The organism is Terriglobia bacterium, from assembly GCA_020072815.1.
Taxonomy (GTDB): Bacteria; Acidobacteriota; Terriglobia; order Terriglobales; family Acidobacteriaceae; genus Angelobacter.
Genome location: JAIQGE010000005.1, coordinates 325,225 through 344,205 on the forward strand (window position 1 = coordinate 325,225; position 18,981 = coordinate 344,205).

The window sequence follows — 18,981 nt, forward strand, 5'->3', positions numbered from 1 at the left end:
GTCGTGGTTCTTGAATATCTCTAGGCCACGTTTGCTTCTTTGCGCTTGCTCATGGCAGTGACCGGCCGCTTGCTGGGCACGGGCGCAGATGATGCAGGCAGAATGAAGCCGAACAGCATCTTCAAATGCAAAAGCGTGGTACGCGCCACCTTCATCTTGCTGCGGCCCAGGTTGCGCGCGCGCAGCACCATGGGAACTTCCGCCACGGTGTAGCCCCGCCGGCCGGCCGCCAGCAGGATCTCCGCCGCGGAAACAAATCCGTCTGACTTGAAGGGCACGCGCCGCACCACTTCTTCGCGATACGCCCGGAAAATACTGGTGTAGGTGTACAGCTTGAGCGGCGATAGCATCCGGTAGAGCATGGAGCAGCCCTTGCTCAGCACCAGGCGCCAGGCGGGTACGCCTTCCACACCACCTTGCGGGTGATAAGGCGAGGCCACGGCAATGTCATCACCGCTCACGCGCAGCGTGGTCAGGAGCAGCCGCAAGCCTTCCGGGGAATAGCTGCAGTCAGCGTCAATGGTGCAGACAAAAGCGCCGGTGGAATGCTGGAATCCCGTGCGAAACGCCGCTCCCACGCCGCGGTTGACGATGTGCTCGACCACGCGGAAAGTGACCGGTTGGCCGGCAAAGTGATGGTGCAGCGCGGACACGGTGGCATCACTGCTGCCATCGTCCACAAAAACAAACTCCACATCAAAGTCGTCTGCCAGGAGGTCGCGCAGACACAACAGTTTCTGCTTGAGCTGGCCGATCCCGTCTTCTTCATTGAAGATGGGGACCACCACGGAGACGAGTTCACGCTTGCTGATCATAACGACTTGTTCCCTCTGCTTAGTCATTGTCTTTCTTGATGATGGGAGCCTGGGCTTCCACCGGCGTTTTGGGCTCCGGGCGCCGGACCGTCCGGCGGCGCTCGGAAGGCACGCCCACTTCTTTCAACTTGTAGAGCAGCGCGCGATAGCTGATGCTGAGCAGCTTGGCGGCCCGCTTGCGGTTCCACCCGTTGGCTTCCACCACCTTCAAGATCACCTTGCGCTCCACCTGGCGCACCGCCTGCTTGGTAATGTCTTTGAGGGAAATCTGCTGGCCCGGAGGGATCACGAACTTGAAGATGTCAGACTCATGCTCCACCAGCGCGGAGAGGATCGCATCTTCCGACCCCAGCACCACGTAGCGCTTCATCAAATTTTCCAGCTGGCGGATGTTGCCTGGCCAGTGGTACTCCTGCATGCGGCTGATGGCCGCTTCCGACAACGGCGCCGTCCGGCAGTTATGTTTTTCGTTGTACTTCTGCAGGAAGTACTGGGCCATGGCCGGCAGGTCTTCCAGGCGTTCGCGCAACGGAGGCAGGTGAAGGTTCACCACGTTCATGCGGTAGAACAGGTCCTCGCGAAAATGACCTGCCGCTATTTCCGATTCCAGATCGCGATTGGTGGCACAAATGAACCGGACATGCACTTTCTTGTCTTCCTGCCCGCCAATGCGGCTGAACGTTCCGTCCTGCAGCAGGTGCAGCAGCTTGGCCTGCACGCCTGAATCGAGTTCTCCGATTTCATCCAGAAATAGCGTTCCGGAGTTGGCCATTTCCACCCGGCCAGGCTTAGAGCCCACAGCGCCGGTAAAAGACCCTTTCTCATAACCAAAGAGCTCGCTCTCGATTAAGGTCGCGGGGATGGCCGCGCAGTTCACGTGCACAAAGGGCTTATTGGCTACCGACGAGTAATGATGGACGAGATAAGCAATGGCATCCTTACCCGTGCCGCTTTCGCCGGTGATCAAAACAGGAATGTCGGTTGGAGCGACTTTGCGGATCCGTTCTCTGATCGTCGCCAAAGCGGGCGAGCGCCCAAAGATAACTTCCTCCGGCGGCAACTTCGCGCCGTTGGAAGGAGCGTTGTTCAACGCTCTTGCAGTATTCCCCTGGTAGCTGGCAGACAAATACATATTTCGATCCTTTGGTCTCGCCACCCTTAAGTGCATTCCAGACGCCAACCTGCTCGGCCACTAACACACTCGGAGAATCATCTGTAAGCTGTTGATTCTTTAGCGCTGTGCTTGAGAAGTGGGTGCGGCAACGGTTGGCTTTCAGAGAGCGGCCAACGGTTTGACACAAAGGGTCAAAGAGAAAACATTTTCACATTGGGAACACCTTTTCCTCCAAAAAGGAGCACATTCGCCAGTAAGCTGCCTGCCAACGAAGCCTCGCGGGTATTCTCACCAGAAACGAAACGGATTTGCCGATTCGGACACTATTTTTAAGGTAGTGTCTAGAGCAGAACAGAAATTGGACTCAAGTGGACTTTGGACTAAGGTGAAAGATTTTGCCGATTTCGCCTTATATTCACTTGATTCCAGAATGCGCTGGTCCTATAGTACGGACACTGTGTTGTACTAAAGCAAGAAAGTGTATTGGCCAAGTGGCCGATCGCTCGCTGACCCAGGCGTAGCCCCAGAAAGAAAGCGCTCGATCATGAGTGCGTTTCTTGGCGTTTGGTAACCGGCGCGCGTATCGACGGAATCGGACACCTGGAAGAGGGGTTATGAAGTCACATTCTAACTTCCGTGCGCTGGCGGCGATTCAGCCCGTGGACGATGGCCTTCGGAGTGTTCTCCGGGATCCCGCGTTCAACCTGAAACCCGCTCAGCCCCGCTCGCAGACCGCGGAGACGTCAATACCGCTCTCTGGAGTGCTTCCTCAAGTCCTTAATCCAATCCGCAACTTGGCTGGCAAAAATGCGCGCGTCGTAACGGCGCGAGATGGGTTCAACCCATCGTGGACTGCACTCTGTTTTGTGTAAGCCCATCGGTGGAAATGTTCACTTTTGAACGTGACCTAAGTCACAGGCTTGTGCGCAAAAAAGTTCTACTATGCAGCTTTGGTAGAGCAAATGTTTGCAAGCGTCCTGTGTAACTGTTTGCAGAAAGGCTGACGCAGGTAAATGGAGAATCAGGACCGACAACCCGGTACCGTGGCTTGCCCGGTTTGTCACGCTCCTGTTGATTCCGATACGCATCAAACCTGCAAGGCGGAGAGAGAGACCTCTATCGTGGAGGTCATCCCGCCCGAGCAAAACGAAATCAAGGACCCCTATGAGCGGGGATCGGTGGATGCCTGCTGTTTTCCCATCCTTTCAGTGGCGCACGAGTTCAAGACGCCCCTGGTGGTCATGCTGGGATACACCGATCTTTTGCGCAGCGGACATCTCGGTCCAGTCAATGACCGTCAGCACCAAGTGCTGGGGGAAATCCAGGAAGGCGCGCAACGGCTGCAAAAACTGATTCAGGACTTTCTGCTCCTCAGCGATCTTCGCGCACCCCGGCAAAACCAAAACGACGAAGAGCCCGACCTGGAACCCGCTGACGTAAATGAAGAAGTGAAGGAGATTTTCAACTATTGGTCGGCGGTAGCGAAACAAAAGGCCATCCGATATGAGTTCCGGCGGGCCGCGGGCAGCCCTCACGTCAAAGTGGAGCCCCTGAAGCTGCAGCACATTGTGTCCAATCTAGTGGAAAACGCGCTGAAATTTTCGCCCCAGCACGGACAGGTCACCGTGAGCGTTACCTGCTGCTTTTGGGAACGGCGAAAAGCGCAAAGTCATTTCTTGTTCAACATGGAACGCAAGAGGAACGTGAAGATTGAAAACGCGGTTCGCATTGATGTGCGTGATTCTGGCCCCGGGATCGCTCCCGAACATCACGCTGATATCTTTGCGGACTTCGTGCAGTTGCCCGGAGCATCCTCCCGTGGCACCGGTCTAGGTCTGGCCATAGCCCGGCGCCTGGTTGAATCCCGCGGAGGAATGATTTGGGTGGAAAGCAACCCAGGAGAAGGAAGCACGTTTTCAGTTCTATTATCCCAGTCCAGGTAGGAGAGTAAGATGAGCGCGCCCAATATACTGCTCGTAGATGACGAGCCCAGTGTACTTCGTTATACCAAGACCCTGCTCGAGATAGACAATTACAGCGTGGAGACCGCTGCCAGCGGAGAAGAGGCCGTGCAGCGCATGAACCACGGTCCTGCCCCCAACCTGATTGTTCTGGACCTGGTCATGCCCGGCATGGACGGCCTGCAGACCTTGGAAAGCTGCAAGAAGATCCGCCCGGAACAAAAAGTGGTGATGATGTCATGCGTGAACGAAACCAACAAAGTGGTGCAAGCCATCAAGCTGGGCGCGTCTGATTACCTCACCAAGCCGTTTCAGCCGGCGCAGTTTTCCGCTTCTATCCGCCGCGCTCTGGGACAAAACAAGCCAGACGCCCAAGCCAGCAAGTACAAGCCCACCGGGGCTGAGTTTGTGGACACTCTGGACGACGACCTGTTCTTTCTGGCCGCCAGCCCGGTGATGAAGCAGATCCGCGCCCAGGTGGCGTTGATTGCCAAAGTGGACGTGCCGGTGCTGTTGTTGGGCGAAAGCGGCGTAGGAAAAGAAATCCTGGCCCGCCTGATCCACAAGATGTCCGTCCGAGCGCATCGTCCCATGCTCAAGGTAAATTGCGCCGCGTTGCCGGCGGAACTGCTGGAAAGCGAGCTCTTCGGCTATGAACAGGGGGCCTTTACCGGCGCCAGCAAATCCAAACCGGGAAAATTTGAGCTGGCGCACAAAGGCACCATCATGCTGGACGAAATCGGCGAGATGAGCGCTGCTCTGCAAGCCAAACTGCTGCACGTTCTCCAGGACGGACAGTTCTGCCGGCTGGGCGGCCGCTCCAACATTACAGCCGACGCCCGCGTCCTGGCGGCCACCAATATTGACGTACAGCAGGCCATCGCCGACAAGACCCTGCGCGAAGATCTCTACTACCGCCTGAACGCGTTTACCATGACCGTGCCGCCGCTGCGCGAGCGTCGCGAAGAAATTCCCTTGCTGCTCACCCACTTCATGAACAAGACGGCGCAGCAGTTCGGCAAGAACCCGCTTCCCATCAGTGACAAGCTGGTCCAGGAATGCCTGCGCTATCACTGGCCGGGCAATCTGCGCGAACTGGGCAATTTTGTGAAACGTTTCCTGGTGCTGGAGAATGAAAATAATTTGATCGAAGAGCTGGAGCTCAAGAGCAAGGTGGTCAGCATTGAAGACGGCGGCAGCCGGTCTGCGGCCCAGGGCGGGTTGAAGGCCCTGGTGCGCGGCCTGAAAGATGATGCTGAAGCCAAGGAGATCCAGAGGGCGCTGGAGAGCACCAACTGGAACCGGAAACTGGCCGCAGCCCACTTGAACATCAGCTACAAGGCGCTCTTGTACAAGATCAAGCAGCACGGCGTTTCACCCCGAGCGGAACGCAGCTTCGGGTTGGGCACAGCCGCCAATAGCGACTGAGCCAGCCGCACCGGGGCAACAACCTGCTATCAAAAACTCTGGCCGGGAGACCCTGCCCCGGCCAGCGTTTAAGGCGTCGTTACGAAGCAACCATATTAAGCAATCATTCGGAGTCATCATGCCAAGTTATCTAGTCACCGGAGTAGCCGGATTCATCGGGTGCAACATCGCCAGAGAGCTGATCAAGCGGGGCGAAAAAGTCCGCGGGCTGGATGACTTTTCCACCGGCAAATGGGAGAACATCGCCGACCTGAAGGACGATCTGGACTTCCGTGAAGTCAGCCTGCTCGATCCCAAAGGGCTGGCCCAGGCATGCGAAGGCATTGATTTCGTTTTTCATGAAGCCGCGCTGCCTTCGGTGCCCAAGTCGGTGGCTGATCCGCAACTGACCAACGCCGTGAACGTGGATGGCACTCTCAACCTGCTGGTGGCCGCGCGCCAGGCGCAGGTGAAGCGCGTGGTGTACGCGGCATCGTCTTCGGCTTACGGCGAAACCGAAGTCCTTCCCAAGAAGGAAGACATGCTGCCGCGGCCTATTTCTCCATACGCCGTGCAGAAACTCACGGGCGAATACTATTTGCAGGCCTTCTGGTCAGTGTATGGCCTGGAGACGGTGAGCCTGCGCTACTTCAACATCTTTGGCCCGCGCCAGGACGCCAACTCGTTGTACTCCGCCGTACTTGCCAAGTTTATTACCCAGATGTTCCAGGGCGAATCGCCCACCATTTTTGGCGACGGCGAGCAGAGCCGCGATTTCGCGTACGTGGAGAACGCCGTCAGCGCGAACCTGCTGGCCTGTGCCGCGCCGGCCGCCGAAGTCTGCGGAAAAGTCTTCAACATCGCCACCGGAAAGCGGTATTCACTGAACCAGACTTACCGCATGCTGCAGGACATCATTGGGTTCTCCGGAGCGCCCAAGTTCGCTCCAGAACGCGTGGGCGACGTCCGCCATTCTCTGGCCGACATCAGCCTGGCGCAGAAACACCTGAAGTATTCGCCGGAGATCAGTTTTGAAGAAGGTCTGCGGCGGACGGTGGAGTGGTATCGCCAGGTTGTTCCGCAGTCCGCGAATCTGGCCGCGGCCGCTCGCTAGACAACGTTCCCAAGCTGCAAAGTCTCATGAAGCAGTTGTTCGTGAAAGCTGGTTGTGAGAGGGTGGAGCAGGCATTTATGCCTGCGTAACCGTCGCAGGAATGGCCGGCTTCAGCCGCTCAGGTACGAAACTCCTAGAATTCACCCTTCCTGCAATTCAGTAAACCGCGCATACGTCCGCTCAAACTCATCTTTGAGAAGCTTGTTGGGCGAAGCCAAACCGGCGATCACGTCTCGCGCCCATTCGAAATATTCCCGCTTGCGCTGCGCGCTCCAGTCCGGCGGCGGGCTCGACAAAATTGAGCGCAAATTGGAAATCTTGTCCGCCAGCTTGAGGGTTTGGGCCCGCGCCGACTTCTTCGGCGCAGTCTGCACCTGCAGGGCTTTCCGTTTCTCCTTGGGCAGCGATTTATCGTCGGTAACCTCCATGACCAGCGTAGCCACGTCGCAGCCGAACAGTTCCTCCAGTTCGTTGCGCGTGACCCCGGTGTCTTCCACAGTGTCATGCAGAAAGGCCGCCATGAGCAGGTTGGCGTCCACGGTTTCGCTGCTGGCGGCAACCAACTCCGCCACTTCAATCAGGTGGTTGACGTAGGGTTCGCCGGCGAGCCCTTTGCGTCTTTGCCCGGCGTGGCGCTGGGCGGCAAAATGCGCGGCAGCCAGGATCCGCTGCAACGGGCCGGAGGGTAGAGCGTGGTCATCGTGAGAAGCCATGCGAGTGCTCCTTGAAGGCAGGTGACTCTTACAGATGATTGTGACAGTTTTGGCGGAGACGGTTCAACTAGCAGCACAGAAGCGGGGCCGGGCCAAGTTCCGCATAAACCAGTCTCCGTCATTATTTCTTCTCGATGCTTAGCACTGGACACCTGCCGTATCCGAACCTACCCGTAAACAACATGTCGCCAACCCTCTTGAAAACGCCTGCGGCATCGAATATGCCCTTATCGTCTTCGGGCGGCCGCTTCGAACAGCTGTGTTGAATCCTCCTACTATGGCGTGAACTCTTCTTGTTGGCTATAGATTTCGGAGAATATCAACGGCGGGCGATCCAGTTCCCGTTGGCGTCGAAGTTAGTCGAGGATGGAAGTCCACATGCGTTCCATATCAGATCGAACAGGGGCTTCAGAACCTGGTTCGGGGGCGTTGTGAAGCTCTCAACGATCACCTCAGGCAGGACGAGAATGTTAGAATCGATCGGATAGCCGGGCTCTCCCCAGAGATTATCTACACCCATGTACAGGCCAGCGGTTTTCAGCAGAGTTAACGCCGCAACGACTGGGACATTTGCACCAATTGCTTCGACCAGACGGAAGCAACGAGGCAGATAGTCAAGGATGTAGCGTTCATAAGACACGCTCGGGATGACCATTCTGCCTTCGTATTCGTGTGCCAGTATTCTGCCTTGAACCACCTCGATCACGCCATTTCGATATAGCTGCGTATAGCTGGGGCAGGGGCGCTGCGTTCCAAACGCAAGTACTCCATCCAGGTTCAGGCGCCGATCCCAATTCGTCGTGCCCATCGGCGACAGGGGGATAGGGTTGTCGTAGAGAGGTCGGACGTTGTATTGCGCAGCGCCAGCGAAGGCCTCGAGCGGTATGCAGTGGAGCACCACAGTCGGCGAATCCATAAAGGGCAATGGCGTTTGATTGTTCGACAGCGCGATTATCCTGTCAGTGCGGAATGCCCTAATGCGCTCCGTCACCGTGCTCGACAGTGTGAAAGCTGTGCGCAGCTCGTTCACGTCCAGCGGATATTTGCCCGCGGAGTTTCGGCCATAGAACTTGTCGTGCTGCTGAAAAACAACACGGTGCGGCCCAGCCCAGCCGCGTTCGACACGTAGGACCAGCACACGTTCACCGGCTGCCGTCGTCACGGTTCTTATCGCATATCGAATGCGTGGGCTGAGGCCGGCGGCAAGGATGCTATCCAGCCGACGGATCTCCAGATCTAAGTCCGCCGCCTGCAAGCCGGCGATCTGAGTAGGCAGGCCGCCCACTTCGTCCATTCCGAAGACTAGGTCTCCTCCGCCAGTGTTCGCGAACGACGACGTATCGGCTAGAAATTCCTTCTTCTCCGCGTCAGTGTTGCCAGGCAGGACGCGCTTGTAATCGATCGTCCGGCCTTCAGCAACTCCGTTGGCTATCAGCGCACTGAGGTCAGCTTCAGAGATATCGTTCAACGGTCTGGGGATCATGGATACATTTTCCCATTTCACACTTCATGCGGAATAGACTCGCAGGCGAGATCCATACGCGGCTGTGTGGATCGGTACTGAGAAGTCAGCTTTGAAACGTGACCGAACAATGGCAATCCTAAGGGCAGTATCCCTCCTCGACCACTGGCACTTGGAAGCTGGCTTTACCGCAACGAACTTCTTTGTGTAGTCGAAAAAACAAGACATGCCAGCATGTCATTACTACCTCCCCGTTCTCTGCGCCAACACAATCTTTGCCGTAATCACCGCTTGCCCCACGTGACGCTGCGTGTGGTCGGCCACGTGGACCAAGAGTCCGCCCACCGTGGTGGGTAGCTGTTTCTTGCCGACTTTGCGCTCTTCCGCAAGCTGTTGCGGCAGGAACGCGCGGATGCGCCGGGCGCTGCGGCTCAAGGCCACCACCAGTTCCGCCTGGAGTTCATTGCGCGTGGCCCCGGGATCGAGTTCGGTTTTCATCGCGGCGATCTGCTCGCCGGAGAGCTGCGCGCCTTCGGCGTAGGTCAGCAAGCGGTCTGTGCTGCGGGAGATGTGCCGGATATGAAACGCGATGGGGGCAAGACCGGCGGGGCGGGCGTTGAGTTCATCATCGCTCAGACCGTCCGTCCATCGCTCCACGTCTTCGCGGGCCAGCTCCAGCGCATGCAATACCGCGCGCTGCACCGGCGGGACGTCCGCCAGCGTGCCGCGAAGCCACGGCTCCGGTTGTTCGATCTTGTTCATTCCAACACCTTCCTCCATTTAAGATAAGGGACAACGTGGCTACGAACAAGCCAAGCTCGCAAGTTGCCGCCATTGTGCTGGCCGCCGGCACCTCCAGCCGCATGGGCATGCCCAAGCAACTGATGCCCCTGGGCGATAAGACGTTGCTGGAGCACGCGCTGGCCAATCTTCGCGGCTCTGAGGTCAGCGAGATCGTCCTTGTCCTGGGCGCCAGCGCGGAAGAGATCGAAAAGAAGGTCCCCACCGATGGGCTGAAGGTGGTCATCAATTCACTGTACGAAGAGGGTATGGGGACTTCCATCCGCGCCGGGCTGGCCGCGCTGGAGCCTGATGCGCGCGCGGCGTTTGTGGTCCTGGCCGACCAGCCGTTCGTGCGGCCGTCCACGTTGAACCAGCTGATCGCCTACCATCGCGAGCACGCGCCGCAGATCACTCTACCTTTATACAAGGGCTTCCGCGGTAATCCCGTCTTGCTGGACCGGTCGGTGTTTGCAGAACTGAACGCACTGGACGGCGACGTCGGCTGCCGCGCCATCTTTGGCAGCCACACGGCGGGGATTCACAAAGTTCCGGTCAACGATATCGGCGTCCTTCTGGACATAGATACTCCGGACGATTTGCGGCACTTGCGCCTTCTCGCGGGCGCAGAGGAGAACGAAGACTCGGCGGCGAAGCCGGCGGATTTGGAGACGCGGCCGCACCTGGAAGAAAACCATCCGGAACTGGTCATCGTTGGACACGATGACGTGGCCTTGGCCCTTGGCCACCTGGCGCGGGTCCTTGGCTTCTGTACAACTTTTGTTGATCCGCTGCTTTCATTGGAAGAACTTCCAGAAGCTGATCGCGTGCTGCATGCGCTGGATTTCTCGCAACTTCCGCCGGGTGAGCGATTTGTAGTAGTCGCCAGCCGCGGTCTGTGCGACGAAGAAGCCATTGAGCAAGCTTTGGACGTCAACGCCGCATACATCGGGCTGCTGGCCAACCGGAATCGCGCGGCGGAAGTGATGATTGCTTTGCGGCGCCGGGGAATTGCCCAGGCAAGGCTCAATCAGGTCCGTGCGCCGGCAGGGCTCTCCATCAGCGCGAAAACTCCCGAGGAAATTGCGTTGAGCATCTTGGCGGAAATTGTTGCGGCCAGAAATAGCGCAACCAGCAAGTTCAGCGCGGGTTAGAACTGCCACGCGGAGGCGGCATAGAACGGTGCGGCAAATTTATCGAGGTGTTTTGCTGACGTATGCGGCTCTCGCCGCCAGTCTGGCTCTTTGCCAGCCACAAAAAGCCGCGCGCTGGGACATGGACAACGCGCAGATCGGGCCGGATTCGCCCATCGAAATTCCCGTCGGCGGATCTTATCAAGCTCGCGTCGCGTATCCCACACCTGATGGCCCGCTCATCCCACTGAAGGCCGCGGTGGTCTGGTCCATCAAGCCTGAAGTCAAAGGTATTGCAATTGACCCGTCCACAGGAAAGATCACCGTAGCGAAAGAGGTTGCGGCGGGGACCACGGCTACCGTTCATGCCAACGTGGCCAATGGAACGAAGAAGCTGACGGCCAAAGTTGTGGTGTTTAACCCCGCTGACATTCCGCTCATGGGCGGGTGGCGGGTCCAGTCAGTTGTTGCCTGCGACGAAGGACAAAAGGTTGTGCTCCCACACAGCTCTGCCCACCTTAACGATCATTGGGGCTTTCGTGTGGACAAAACCGTGTGGGTCGGTGTGCCCATTGGAATTGCAGCAACCATGAGGTGGTATGGGACGTACGAGCACGATGTTGCGTCCGGGCGGATCAAATTCGCCCGTCAATGGGTCGGAGGCTCAACCACGGAAGAATGGAAAGTAGAGATGTTGAGCGACCAGGAGGTCCGGCTTAGCATCTTGCAGCCGCCCGCTCCGGCGGACAACGTTTGTGCCTATGTACTGACGCGGTCGATGGAAGCCAATTAGTCCTTGGGATTGGCTTCACACTGGCGAATGACTTTGTCGGCGGAACTTTCGGCCGGGGCTTCTGCTTGCTCTGCGTGATCTTTGTTCTGCTTCAGCGGGCGGGCATTGCCGCCGCGCGTGAGCGCCACAATCTGTCCCATGATGCTGAGGGCAATTTCTTCCGGGCTGGCCGCGCCCAGATCAAGACCGGCCGGCGCCCAGACGCTCTCAACTTTCTCCGGCGAGACGCCTTCCGCCAGCAGGTAATCCAGCACCAGCCGGGAACGGTGCGCGCTGGCCACCAGCGCAACATATGCAGCGCCGCCCTCGCCGGTTTTACTTTCCAATGCCCGCTGCAGCCAGAGATGGTCATTCTTGTGCAGCGTGGCGATGACCACAAACGTCCGCGGACCGAAGGTGACTTCCTTCACGTCAAAATCCTGGTTGATGATGCGGTGTGCGTTGGGGAATTTGCTGCGATCGGCGGACGGATCATGCACGGTGACGGAGAAGTTCATCAGGTGGCCGAGTGCAGCCAGCGTCTCGGCGATTCGTCCGTGGCCGGCGATGACCAGTTCCCGCTGCGGCACCACCGGCTCAATGTAAACGTCCATCATTCCTCCGCACGGCATGCCCACGCCCAGCACTTCGTCCTGCATGTCCAGAGTAATGAGCGCGGGTTGTTCTGAGCGAATGCATTTCACGGCTTCGCTGCGGACCGCGCTTTCCGCGCAGCCGCCGCCCACCCAGCCGGTGACGATGTTGCCTTTGGCGTCAATCAGCGCCTTTGCGCCGCGCTTGGCGGACGACGACCCTTCCACGCGCACCACGGTGGCCAGCGCAAACGGCTGGCGCTGTGTGGCCAGCTCTCCGGCGCGACGATAGAGGTCATGAGACATGGGCAGTGGCAGTGAAGCTAAACCGTATCATAGCCCGGTCTGCGTTGGACATTCAAACCCGGACATCCAGCTTCCGGCGGCAACGGAGAAGGGCATCCATCATGGGTGAAAATGCTTAGATGTCGAACTAATCAGATAGGATTTCCACGGATTCGCGCAGCGCTGCGCTTTCCCCGTGCGCGCTGCATGTGATATAAAACTCCCGCTCCCCAAAAGCGGCAACGACCCTGTTGTCTCTATCGGGTATATCCAGCTTGAAGAGGTGGAAGATGATTCCTGCCGCTTTCGAGTACCTCCGGCCCAAGACCATCCCTGAAGCCGTGGCCCTCCTGCAGCAGCATGGAGACGACGCCAAGATCCTGAGCGGCGGCCAAAGCCTGATCCCCATGATGAAGCTGCGTCTAGCGCGTCCGGCGGTCCTCATTGACATCAACCGTATCGCCGGCCTCTCTTATATTAAGGAAGACGGCGGCTTCCTGAAGATTGGCGGGCTGACGCGCGAAGCCGAACTCGAAGCCTCGCCGGTTCTGTCCAAGTATCCGCTGCTGCTGGATACCGCCCACGTGATCGCCGATCCGCAGGTCCGCAACATGGCGACCGTCGGCGGCAATCTGGCGCACGGCGATCCCGCGAACGACCATCCGGCGACCATGATGGCCCTGGGCGCGCAAATCGTCGCCACCGGCAGCAAAGGCGAGCGCGTCATCCCCATTGACGAGTTCTTCGTCACGCTGTTTACCACGGCGCTCAAGCACGATGAGATTCTCACTGAGATTCGCATTCCCATTCCGCCCGCCAAGAGCGGCGGCGCGTACGTGAAACTGGAGCGCAAAGTCGGCGACTTTGGCACCGCTGCGGTGGCCGTGCAGTTGACGCTCGATGGCGGCGGCGCAATCCAGAAGATTGGCATCGCGCTGACCAACGCCGGACCAACACCCATCCGGGCCAAGAAGGCGGAAGATGCGCTGCGCGGCAAGAAGCCCGACGCAGCCGCCATCGCCCAGGCAGCGCAGCTTGCGTCCGACGACGCCCAGCCGGGCGCTGACCTGCGTGGTCCGGTGGCCTATAAGAAAGGCCTGGCCAAGGAATTAACCAAGCGCGCGCTGGCGATCGCGTTGCAACGCGCAGGCAAATAGAGTTCATTCATCAAGCAGAAACAGGTCGCGGAAATTGCCGGAGGAATGCAAGCGATGGCGAAACAGATGATCAAAATCAAAATCAACGGGCGGGAGCGTGAAGCCGCCGCTGAGCCCAGGCTGCTGCTGGTGCATTTTATCCGCGAGGCCCTGGGCCAGACCGGCACACACATTGGCTGCGACACCAGCAACTGCGGCGCGTGCACCGTCATCCTGAACGGCAAGACGGTGAAGTCGTGCACCATGTTCGCCGTGCAGGCGGATGGCGCGGAGATCATGACCGTGGAAGGCCTCATCCAGGGCGGCAAGTGGCATCCGTTGCAGGAAGGCTTCAAGGAAGAGCACGGCCTGCAATGCGGGTTCTGCACGCCGGGCATGCTCATGTCGTCGTATGCATTGCTGCAGAAGAACCCCAATCCCAGCGAGGCCGACATTCGCTGGGGCATCTCCGGCAATCTGTGCCGCTGCACCGGATACCAGAACATTGTGAAGGCGGTTCAATTTGCCGCGAAGAAGATGGCGCAAGGAGGGACAAAATAATGTTTAAGACGACTCCCGAAGTGGGTGGCATGGGCCATTCCATCAAGCGCAAAGAAGATTCCCGCTTCATCCAGGGCCGCGGCAATTACGTTGACGACGTCAACCTGCCGGGCATGGTGTTCGGCCACATGGTGCGCAGCCCGTACGCGCACGCGCGCCTCAAGAAAGTGGACATCAGCAAAGCCATGAAACTCCCCGGCGTGCTGGCGGTGATCACCGGTGAAGACCTGGCCAAAGCCGGCCTGGCATGGATGCCCACGCTCTCCGGCGATAAGCAGATGGTCCTGGCCACCGGCAAAGTGTTGTTTCAGGCGCAGGAAGTGGCGTTCGTAGTGGCCGAAGACCGCTACGTCGCCGCCGACGCCGCTGACCTGGTGGAAGTGGAGTATGAAGAGCTGCCGGTGCTGGTTGATCCCAAGAAGTCGATGGATCCCGGCGCGCCGCTGCTGCGCGAAGATCGCGAACAGAAAGACAACCACATCTTCCACTGGGAAGTAGGCGACAAACAAGCAACCAATAAAGCTTTCGACGCCGCGCCCGTCAAAGCCAAAGTGGACGCGTTCTTCCAGCGTTGCCATCCGGCGCCGCTGGAGACCTGCGGCTGCGTGGCCGATTACAACACTGCCACCAGTAAGCTCACCGTCTATCTCACGTCGCAGGCGCCGCATGCGCATCGCACGTTGTTCTCGCTGGTCGGCAACATTCCGGAGCAGAACATCCGCATCATTTCTCCGGACATCGGCGGGGGATTCGGCAATAAAGTCCCTATCTATCCCGGCTACGTGTGCGCGGTTGTCGCTTCGCTCACCACCGGCCTGCCGGTCAAGTGGATTGAGACGCGCACGGAGAACCTGATGTCCACGGGCTTTGCCCGCGACTACCACATGACGGCCGAAGTCGCCGCCAACAAAGACGGCAAAATGACCGCCCTGCGGGTGAAGACGCTGGCCGATCACGGCGCGTTCAACGCTGCGGCGCAGCCCACCAAGTTTCCTGCCGGGCTGTTCAGTATCTGCAGCGGCTCGTACGATCTGCCGACCGCGTTCTGCGAAGTGGACGGCGTTTACACCAATAAAGCGCCGGGCGGCATCGCTTACCGGTGTTCGTTCCGCGTGACGGAAGCGGCATACCTGATCGAACGCGTGGTGGACGTGCTGGCCGACGAACTGAAGATGGACCCGGCGGAAATTCGCCAGAAGAACTTCATTCCGGCCAACGCGTTTCCGTATAAGTCTCCGCTGGGCTGGGAGTATGACAGCGGCAACTACCAGGACAATCTGAAACTCGCGCTGGACAAAATCGGCTACAAAGATCTGCTCAAGGAGCAGGCAGAAAAACGCAAGAAGGGCGAGCTGATGGGCATCGGCATCTCCACGTTTACGGAAATCGTTGGCGCGGGCCCGGCGCACACCTTCGACATTGCCGGCATCAAGATGTTTGACAGCGCGGAGATCCGCATACATCCCACGGGCAAAGCCATCTGCCGCATGGGCACCAAGAGCCAGGGCCAGGGCCACGAGACCACCTACGCGCAGATCGTCGCGCAGGAGCTGGGCATCCCGGCAGCCGACGTGATGGTGGAAGAGGGTGACACAGACACTGCTCCCTACGGCCTGGGCACATACGCCAGCCGCAGTACGCCGACCTCCGGCGCCGCAACAGCCGTGGCCGCGCGCAAGATTCGCGACAAAGCCCGCAAGATTGCCGCGTATTTGCTGGAATGCAGCGAGCAGGATTTGGAATGGGAGCCCGGCAAGTTTTTCGTAAAAGGCTCGCCAAGCAAATCCAAGACCATCCAGGAAATTGCCTTCGCCGCGTATACCAATCATCCACCAGATCAGGAAGCCGGCCTGGAAGCGGTGGACTACTACAATCCGCCCAACCTGACGTTCCCGTTTGGCGCCTACATCGCTGTGGTGGACATTGACAAAGGCACGGGTGAAGTCAAAGTAAGGCGTTTCATGGCGGTGGACGATTGCGGCAACATCATCAATCCCATGATCGTGGAAGGCCAGATTCACGGCGGCCTGACCGAAGGCCTGGCCATCGCGTTCATGCAGGAGATCAGTTACGACGAAAGCGGCAACGTGCAGGGCGGCACCTTCATGGACTACCTGCTGCCAACCGCGGTGGAGACGCCGAACTGGGAGACCGACAAAACGGTCACGCCGTCACCGCATCATCCGTTCGGCGCTAAGGGTATTGGCGAATCGCCCAACGTGGGCTCGCCCGCCGCGTTCGTCAACGCCGTGGTGGACGCGCTGTCCCACCTGGGCGTGAAGCACATTGATATGCCCATCACGCCGTGGAAGGTGTGGAACATCCTGAAGGAAAAGGGAATCACGAGTTAACCAAGCATGGCAGTCAAGATCGAGAAGACGTTTCAGGTCAGCGAGCCCATAGACAAGGTGTGGGCCTTCCTCAGCGATCCCAGGAAAGTGGCAACGTGCATTCCCGGCGCGCAGATCACCGAGCAGGTGGATGACAAAACTTACAAAGGCGCCATCAGCGTGAAGGTCGGTCCCAGCGTGACCGACTACAAAGGCGAAGTGCAGATCATCCGCCTGGACAACGCCACCCATGAGATTGAACTGGTGGGCAAAGGCCAGGACGTTCGCGGCAAAGGCAGCGCGTCCATGAAGATGACCGGCAAGCTGCGCGCGCTGGACGCCAACAGCACGGAGATGGTGAGCGATTCCGAGCTGAACGTCGTCGGCATCCTGGCGCAGATGGGTGCGCGGGTGATCAATGAAGTTTCCAACATCATGTTTGAGCAGTTCACCACCAATTTCCGCCAGAAGTTGCAAGGCGGCGGGGCGGCGACTGACGAGGCCATTGCCAAGCCCATCAGCGGCCTGGGGCTGGCTTTCTCCGCGCTGAAGGCCACCATTACCGGACATTCCGCTGGCGAAACGAAATCCGCAGAGAAACCCAAAGACGCTCCCGGTGGAAAGACCTAAGCTTTCATGGCCTCCCCCACTCTTCCTCAGGGCAAGCGAATCCAGGAACCCGACGACGTGGTGTGCGCCTTTGAGCAGCACGGCTACATTACCGATGCCGCGCTGGCGACTGTAATTTTTCTCGGCGCCAAGCTGGGCAAGCCTGTCCTGTTGGAAGGCCACGCCGGCCTGGGAAAAACCGAAGTCGCCAAAGTGCTTGCGGCTTTTCTCGGCGTGCCCCTGATCCGCCTGCAATGTTACGAAGGCCTGGACATCAACTCCGCCGTTTATGAATGGAATTACCAGAAGCAGTTGCTGGCCATCAAGATTGAAGAGGGCACCGGCCAGTCGGTTGAAGAAAAAGAAAAACACATCTTCGGCCGCGAGTTTCTGCTGGAGCGCCCGCTGCTCCAGGCCATCCAGTCGGAGCATGTCTCGCCCGTGCTGCTGGTGGATGAAGTAGACCGCGCCGACGAAGCGTTCGAAGCCTTTCTCCTCGAGCTGCTCTCCGATTTCCAGATCAGTATTCCCGAATTCGGCACTATCCGCGCGAAGCACCTTCCGCATGTCATCCTTACTTCCAATCGCAGCCGCGAGTTGAGTGACGCGCTCAAGCGCCGCTGCCTGTACCATTGGATTGAGTATCCGACGCTGGAAAAAGAATTGAAGATTGTGTCCGCGCGGCTGTCCGGCATCGAACAGGAATTGAGCAAACAGCTGGTTAGCTTTGTGCAAAGCGTGCGCAACCTACACTTGAACAAGTCCCCCGGCGTGGCGGAGACCCTGGATTGGGCGCAAGCGCTGATGTCCCTGGGCAAACACAAGCTGGACCAGGAGTCGGTGGAGGCGACGCTGGGCTGCTTGGCAAAGTCTGTGGAAGATGGCGCGAAGATCAAGGGCGCGGGCGTTGAGAAGATGATCTCGCAAGCGGGTTCTTGATGCAGCAACCAGACAGCCTGACCGCGCTGATTACCGCATTCTGCCGCTTTGCGCGGGCCGAAGGCCTTTCTGCCGGCGTGAAGGAATCCGTGACCGCGCTGGAGGCGACGCGCGCCGTGGGGATCGCTGACCGGGAAGTGCTCCGGCTGGCATTGCGCTCCGTGCTGTGCTCATCGAAAGACGAGTGGGACAAGTTTGACGACCTGTTTTGGCTCTTCTGGCGGGATGCTGATCGCGACAAAAGCCGCAAGAGGCCGATGTCGCAAGGGAAGAAAAAAGACGAGCGTCCTCCCCGGGAGGCGGCGTCTTCTTTTATGGGAAACAGCGGCGCGGGCCGCGAAGCTGAAGAAGACGGCGGACGCGCTGTGGTGGGCGCCGCCACCACCGAGCGCTTGAAGCGCGCAGACTTCTCTCAAGTAAAGCAGAAAGATCTGGCTGAACTCGAGCGGCTGGCGGTGCGCCTGTTGAAGCAGATGAGCACGCGGCTTTCGCGCAGAATGAAGATCATGCGGCCGCGCGGCCGGGTGGATTTGCGGCGGACCATCCGGCACAGCATCAGCCGGGGCGGCGACCCCATCACCCTCAGTTTTCGCAATAAAAAGCTGCAACAGGACCGCCTTACCGTCCTGCTGGACATCAGCGGCTCCATGAACGCGTATAGCCTGTTTCTGCTCCGGTTCGCGTACGCGTTGCAGAAGCATTTCAAGCGCGTGGACACATTTCTGTTCAGCACGCAACTGGCGGAGATAACTCCCATGCTGCGCAGCCGCGATTTATACCAGGCGTTGTTTTCACTCGGCCAGGTGTCAGCCGGGTGGTCGGGCGGCACGAAAATTGGCGAATCATTGCGTGACTTTAACGCGGTCTATGGACGCAAGCTGCTTTCGCGCCATACGCTGTTTCTGATTCTCAGCGACGGATGGGACACGGGCGAACCCGACATGCTGGCTGAGCAACTCGACGCCATCAGGCGCCGCGTGCGCAAGATCATCTGGCTGAACCCGCTGCTGGGCATGGCGGAATATCAGCCGGTAACGCGCGGTATGAGCGCGGCGCTCCCGTTCATTGACGTGTTTGCTGCGGCGCACAATTTGGAGAGCCTGCTGGCGCTGGAGCGGCATCTAACGCGAAGTTAGAAATGCATTTCAGGACGGCTGTGCTCTGAAGCGTTGTATCTTATGTTTTGGAAACGCAAGGTCCCTCAGCCCTATTCGCAAGCGGATGAGAGCGCTTGCTCGTAGGACGAGCTTCGGGATG

The 18,981-nt window shown here is 58.7% G+C and carries 17 protein-coding genes; 11 read left to right on the forward strand and 6 right to left on the reverse strand.

Annotated features, from left to right (window positions below; genetic code table 11):
- Window positions 1-20: 20 nt before the first annotated feature.
- Window positions 21-815 carry a glycosyltransferase gene (locus LAO20_08775; GenBank protein ID MBZ5531513.1) on the reverse strand — a complete coding sequence of 265 codons (795 nt, stop codon included), beginning with the start codon at window positions 813-815 and terminating at the stop codon, window positions 21-23.
- 19 nt (window positions 816-834) lie between these two features.
- On the reverse strand, window positions 835-1,947 hold the full coding sequence (locus tag LAO20_08780) for a sigma-54 dependent transcriptional regulator (GenBank protein MBZ5531514.1): 1,113 nt from the start codon (window positions 1,945-1,947) through the stop codon (window positions 835-837).
- A gap of 1,103 nt (window positions 1,948-3,050) precedes the next feature.
- On the opposite strand from LAO20_08780, the gene LAO20_08785 reads away from it, so the two are divergent.
- From LAO20_08785 to LAO20_08795, 3 genes are all read left to right on the forward strand, one after another.
- Window positions 3,051-3,872 (forward strand): HAMP domain-containing histidine kinase, encoded by an 822-nt coding sequence (locus tag LAO20_08785; protein ID MBZ5531515.1) that lies wholly within the window; start codon window positions 3,051-3,053, stop codon window positions 3,870-3,872.
- A gap of 9 nt (window positions 3,873-3,881) precedes the next feature.
- A complete protein-coding gene (locus LAO20_08790; GenBank protein MBZ5531516.1) occupies window positions 3,882-5,318 on the forward strand; it encodes a sigma-54 dependent transcriptional regulator in 1,437 nt (478 codons plus the stop codon).
- Between the two features lie 118 nt (window positions 5,319-5,436).
- The gene (locus LAO20_08795) at window positions 5,437-6,411 is read left to right on the forward strand and encodes an SDR family oxidoreductase (protein MBZ5531517.1); all 975 of its coding nucleotides are present in this window, start codon (window positions 5,437-5,439) and stop codon (window positions 6,409-6,411) included.
- 140 nt (window positions 6,412-6,551) lie between these two features.
- Here the strand turns inward: LAO20_08795 and LAO20_08800 are convergent, their stop codons facing one another.
- From LAO20_08800 to LAO20_08810, 3 genes are all read right to left on the reverse strand, one after another.
- Entirely contained in the window at window positions 6,552-7,124 is a 573-nt protein-coding gene (locus tag LAO20_08800; protein ID MBZ5531518.1) for an HD domain-containing protein, read from the reverse strand.
- 319 nt (window positions 7,125-7,443) lie between these two features.
- Window positions 7,444-8,607, reverse strand: a complete 1,164-nt coding sequence (locus tag LAO20_08805) for an ATP-binding protein (protein ID MBZ5531519.1) — start codon at window positions 8,605-8,607, stop codon at window positions 7,444-7,446.
- Window positions 8,608-8,829: 222 nt separating this feature from the next.
- Complete coding sequence (locus LAO20_08810) at window positions 8,830-9,348, reverse strand: DinB family protein (protein MBZ5531520.1); 519 nt, start codon at window positions 9,346-9,348, stop codon at window positions 8,830-8,832.
- A gap of 35 nt (window positions 9,349-9,383) precedes the next feature.
- Between LAO20_08810 and LAO20_08815 the strand changes: the two genes are divergently transcribed.
- The gene (locus LAO20_08815) at window positions 9,384-10,520 is read left to right on the forward strand and encodes an NTP transferase domain-containing protein (GenBank protein ID MBZ5531521.1); all 1,137 of its coding nucleotides are present in this window, start codon (window positions 9,384-9,386) and stop codon (window positions 10,518-10,520) included.
- Between the two features lie 28 nt (window positions 10,521-10,548).
- Entirely contained in the window at window positions 10,549-11,292 is a 744-nt protein-coding gene (locus LAO20_08820) for a hypothetical protein (protein MBZ5531522.1), read from the forward strand.
- Here the strand turns inward: LAO20_08820 and LAO20_08825 are convergent.
- Window positions 11,289-12,170: an XdhC family protein gene (locus LAO20_08825; protein ID MBZ5531523.1), complete on the reverse strand. Its 882-nt coding sequence runs from the start codon at window positions 12,168-12,170 to the stop codon at window positions 11,289-11,291. The two genes, LAO20_08820 and LAO20_08825, sit on opposite strands and share 4 nt — an antisense overlap.
- Before the next feature lie 269 nt (window positions 12,171-12,439).
- Here LAO20_08825 and LAO20_08830 point away from each other — a divergent pair, with 269 nt between their 5' ends.
- From LAO20_08830 to LAO20_08855, 6 genes are read left to right on the forward strand one after another with little or no spacing between them, the layout of a single operon-like run.
- Window positions 12,440-13,306 (forward strand): xanthine dehydrogenase family protein subunit M, encoded by an 867-nt coding sequence (locus LAO20_08830; protein MBZ5531524.1) that lies wholly within the window; start codon window positions 12,440-12,442, stop codon window positions 13,304-13,306.
- Window positions 13,307-13,360: 54 nt separating this feature from the next.
- Window positions 13,361-13,846 carry a (2Fe-2S)-binding protein gene (locus tag LAO20_08835; GenBank protein ID MBZ5531525.1) on the forward strand — a complete coding sequence of 162 codons (486 nt, stop codon included), beginning with the start codon at window positions 13,361-13,363 and terminating at the stop codon, window positions 13,844-13,846.
- Window positions 13,846-16,197 (forward strand): carbon-monoxide dehydrogenase large subunit, encoded by a 2,352-nt coding sequence (locus LAO20_08840; GenBank protein ID MBZ5531526.1) that lies wholly within the window; start codon window positions 13,846-13,848, stop codon window positions 16,195-16,197. Before LAO20_08835 ends, LAO20_08840 begins: the two co-directional genes overlap by 1 nt.
- A 6-nt stretch (window positions 16,198-16,203) precedes the next feature.
- On the forward strand, window positions 16,204-16,806 hold the full coding sequence (locus LAO20_08845) for an SRPBCC family protein (protein MBZ5531527.1): 603 nt from the start codon (window positions 16,204-16,206) through the stop codon (window positions 16,804-16,806).
- 6 nt (window positions 16,807-16,812) lie between these two features.
- Window positions 16,813-17,724, forward strand: a complete 912-nt coding sequence (locus tag LAO20_08850; protein MBZ5531528.1) for a MoxR family ATPase — start codon at window positions 16,813-16,815, stop codon at window positions 17,722-17,724.
- On the forward strand, window positions 17,724-18,860 hold the full coding sequence (locus tag LAO20_08855; protein ID MBZ5531529.1) for a VWA domain-containing protein: 1,137 nt from the start codon (window positions 17,724-17,726) through the stop codon (window positions 18,858-18,860). Before LAO20_08850 ends, LAO20_08855 begins: the two co-directional genes overlap by 1 nt.
- Window positions 18,861-18,981 lie beyond the last annotated feature (121 nt).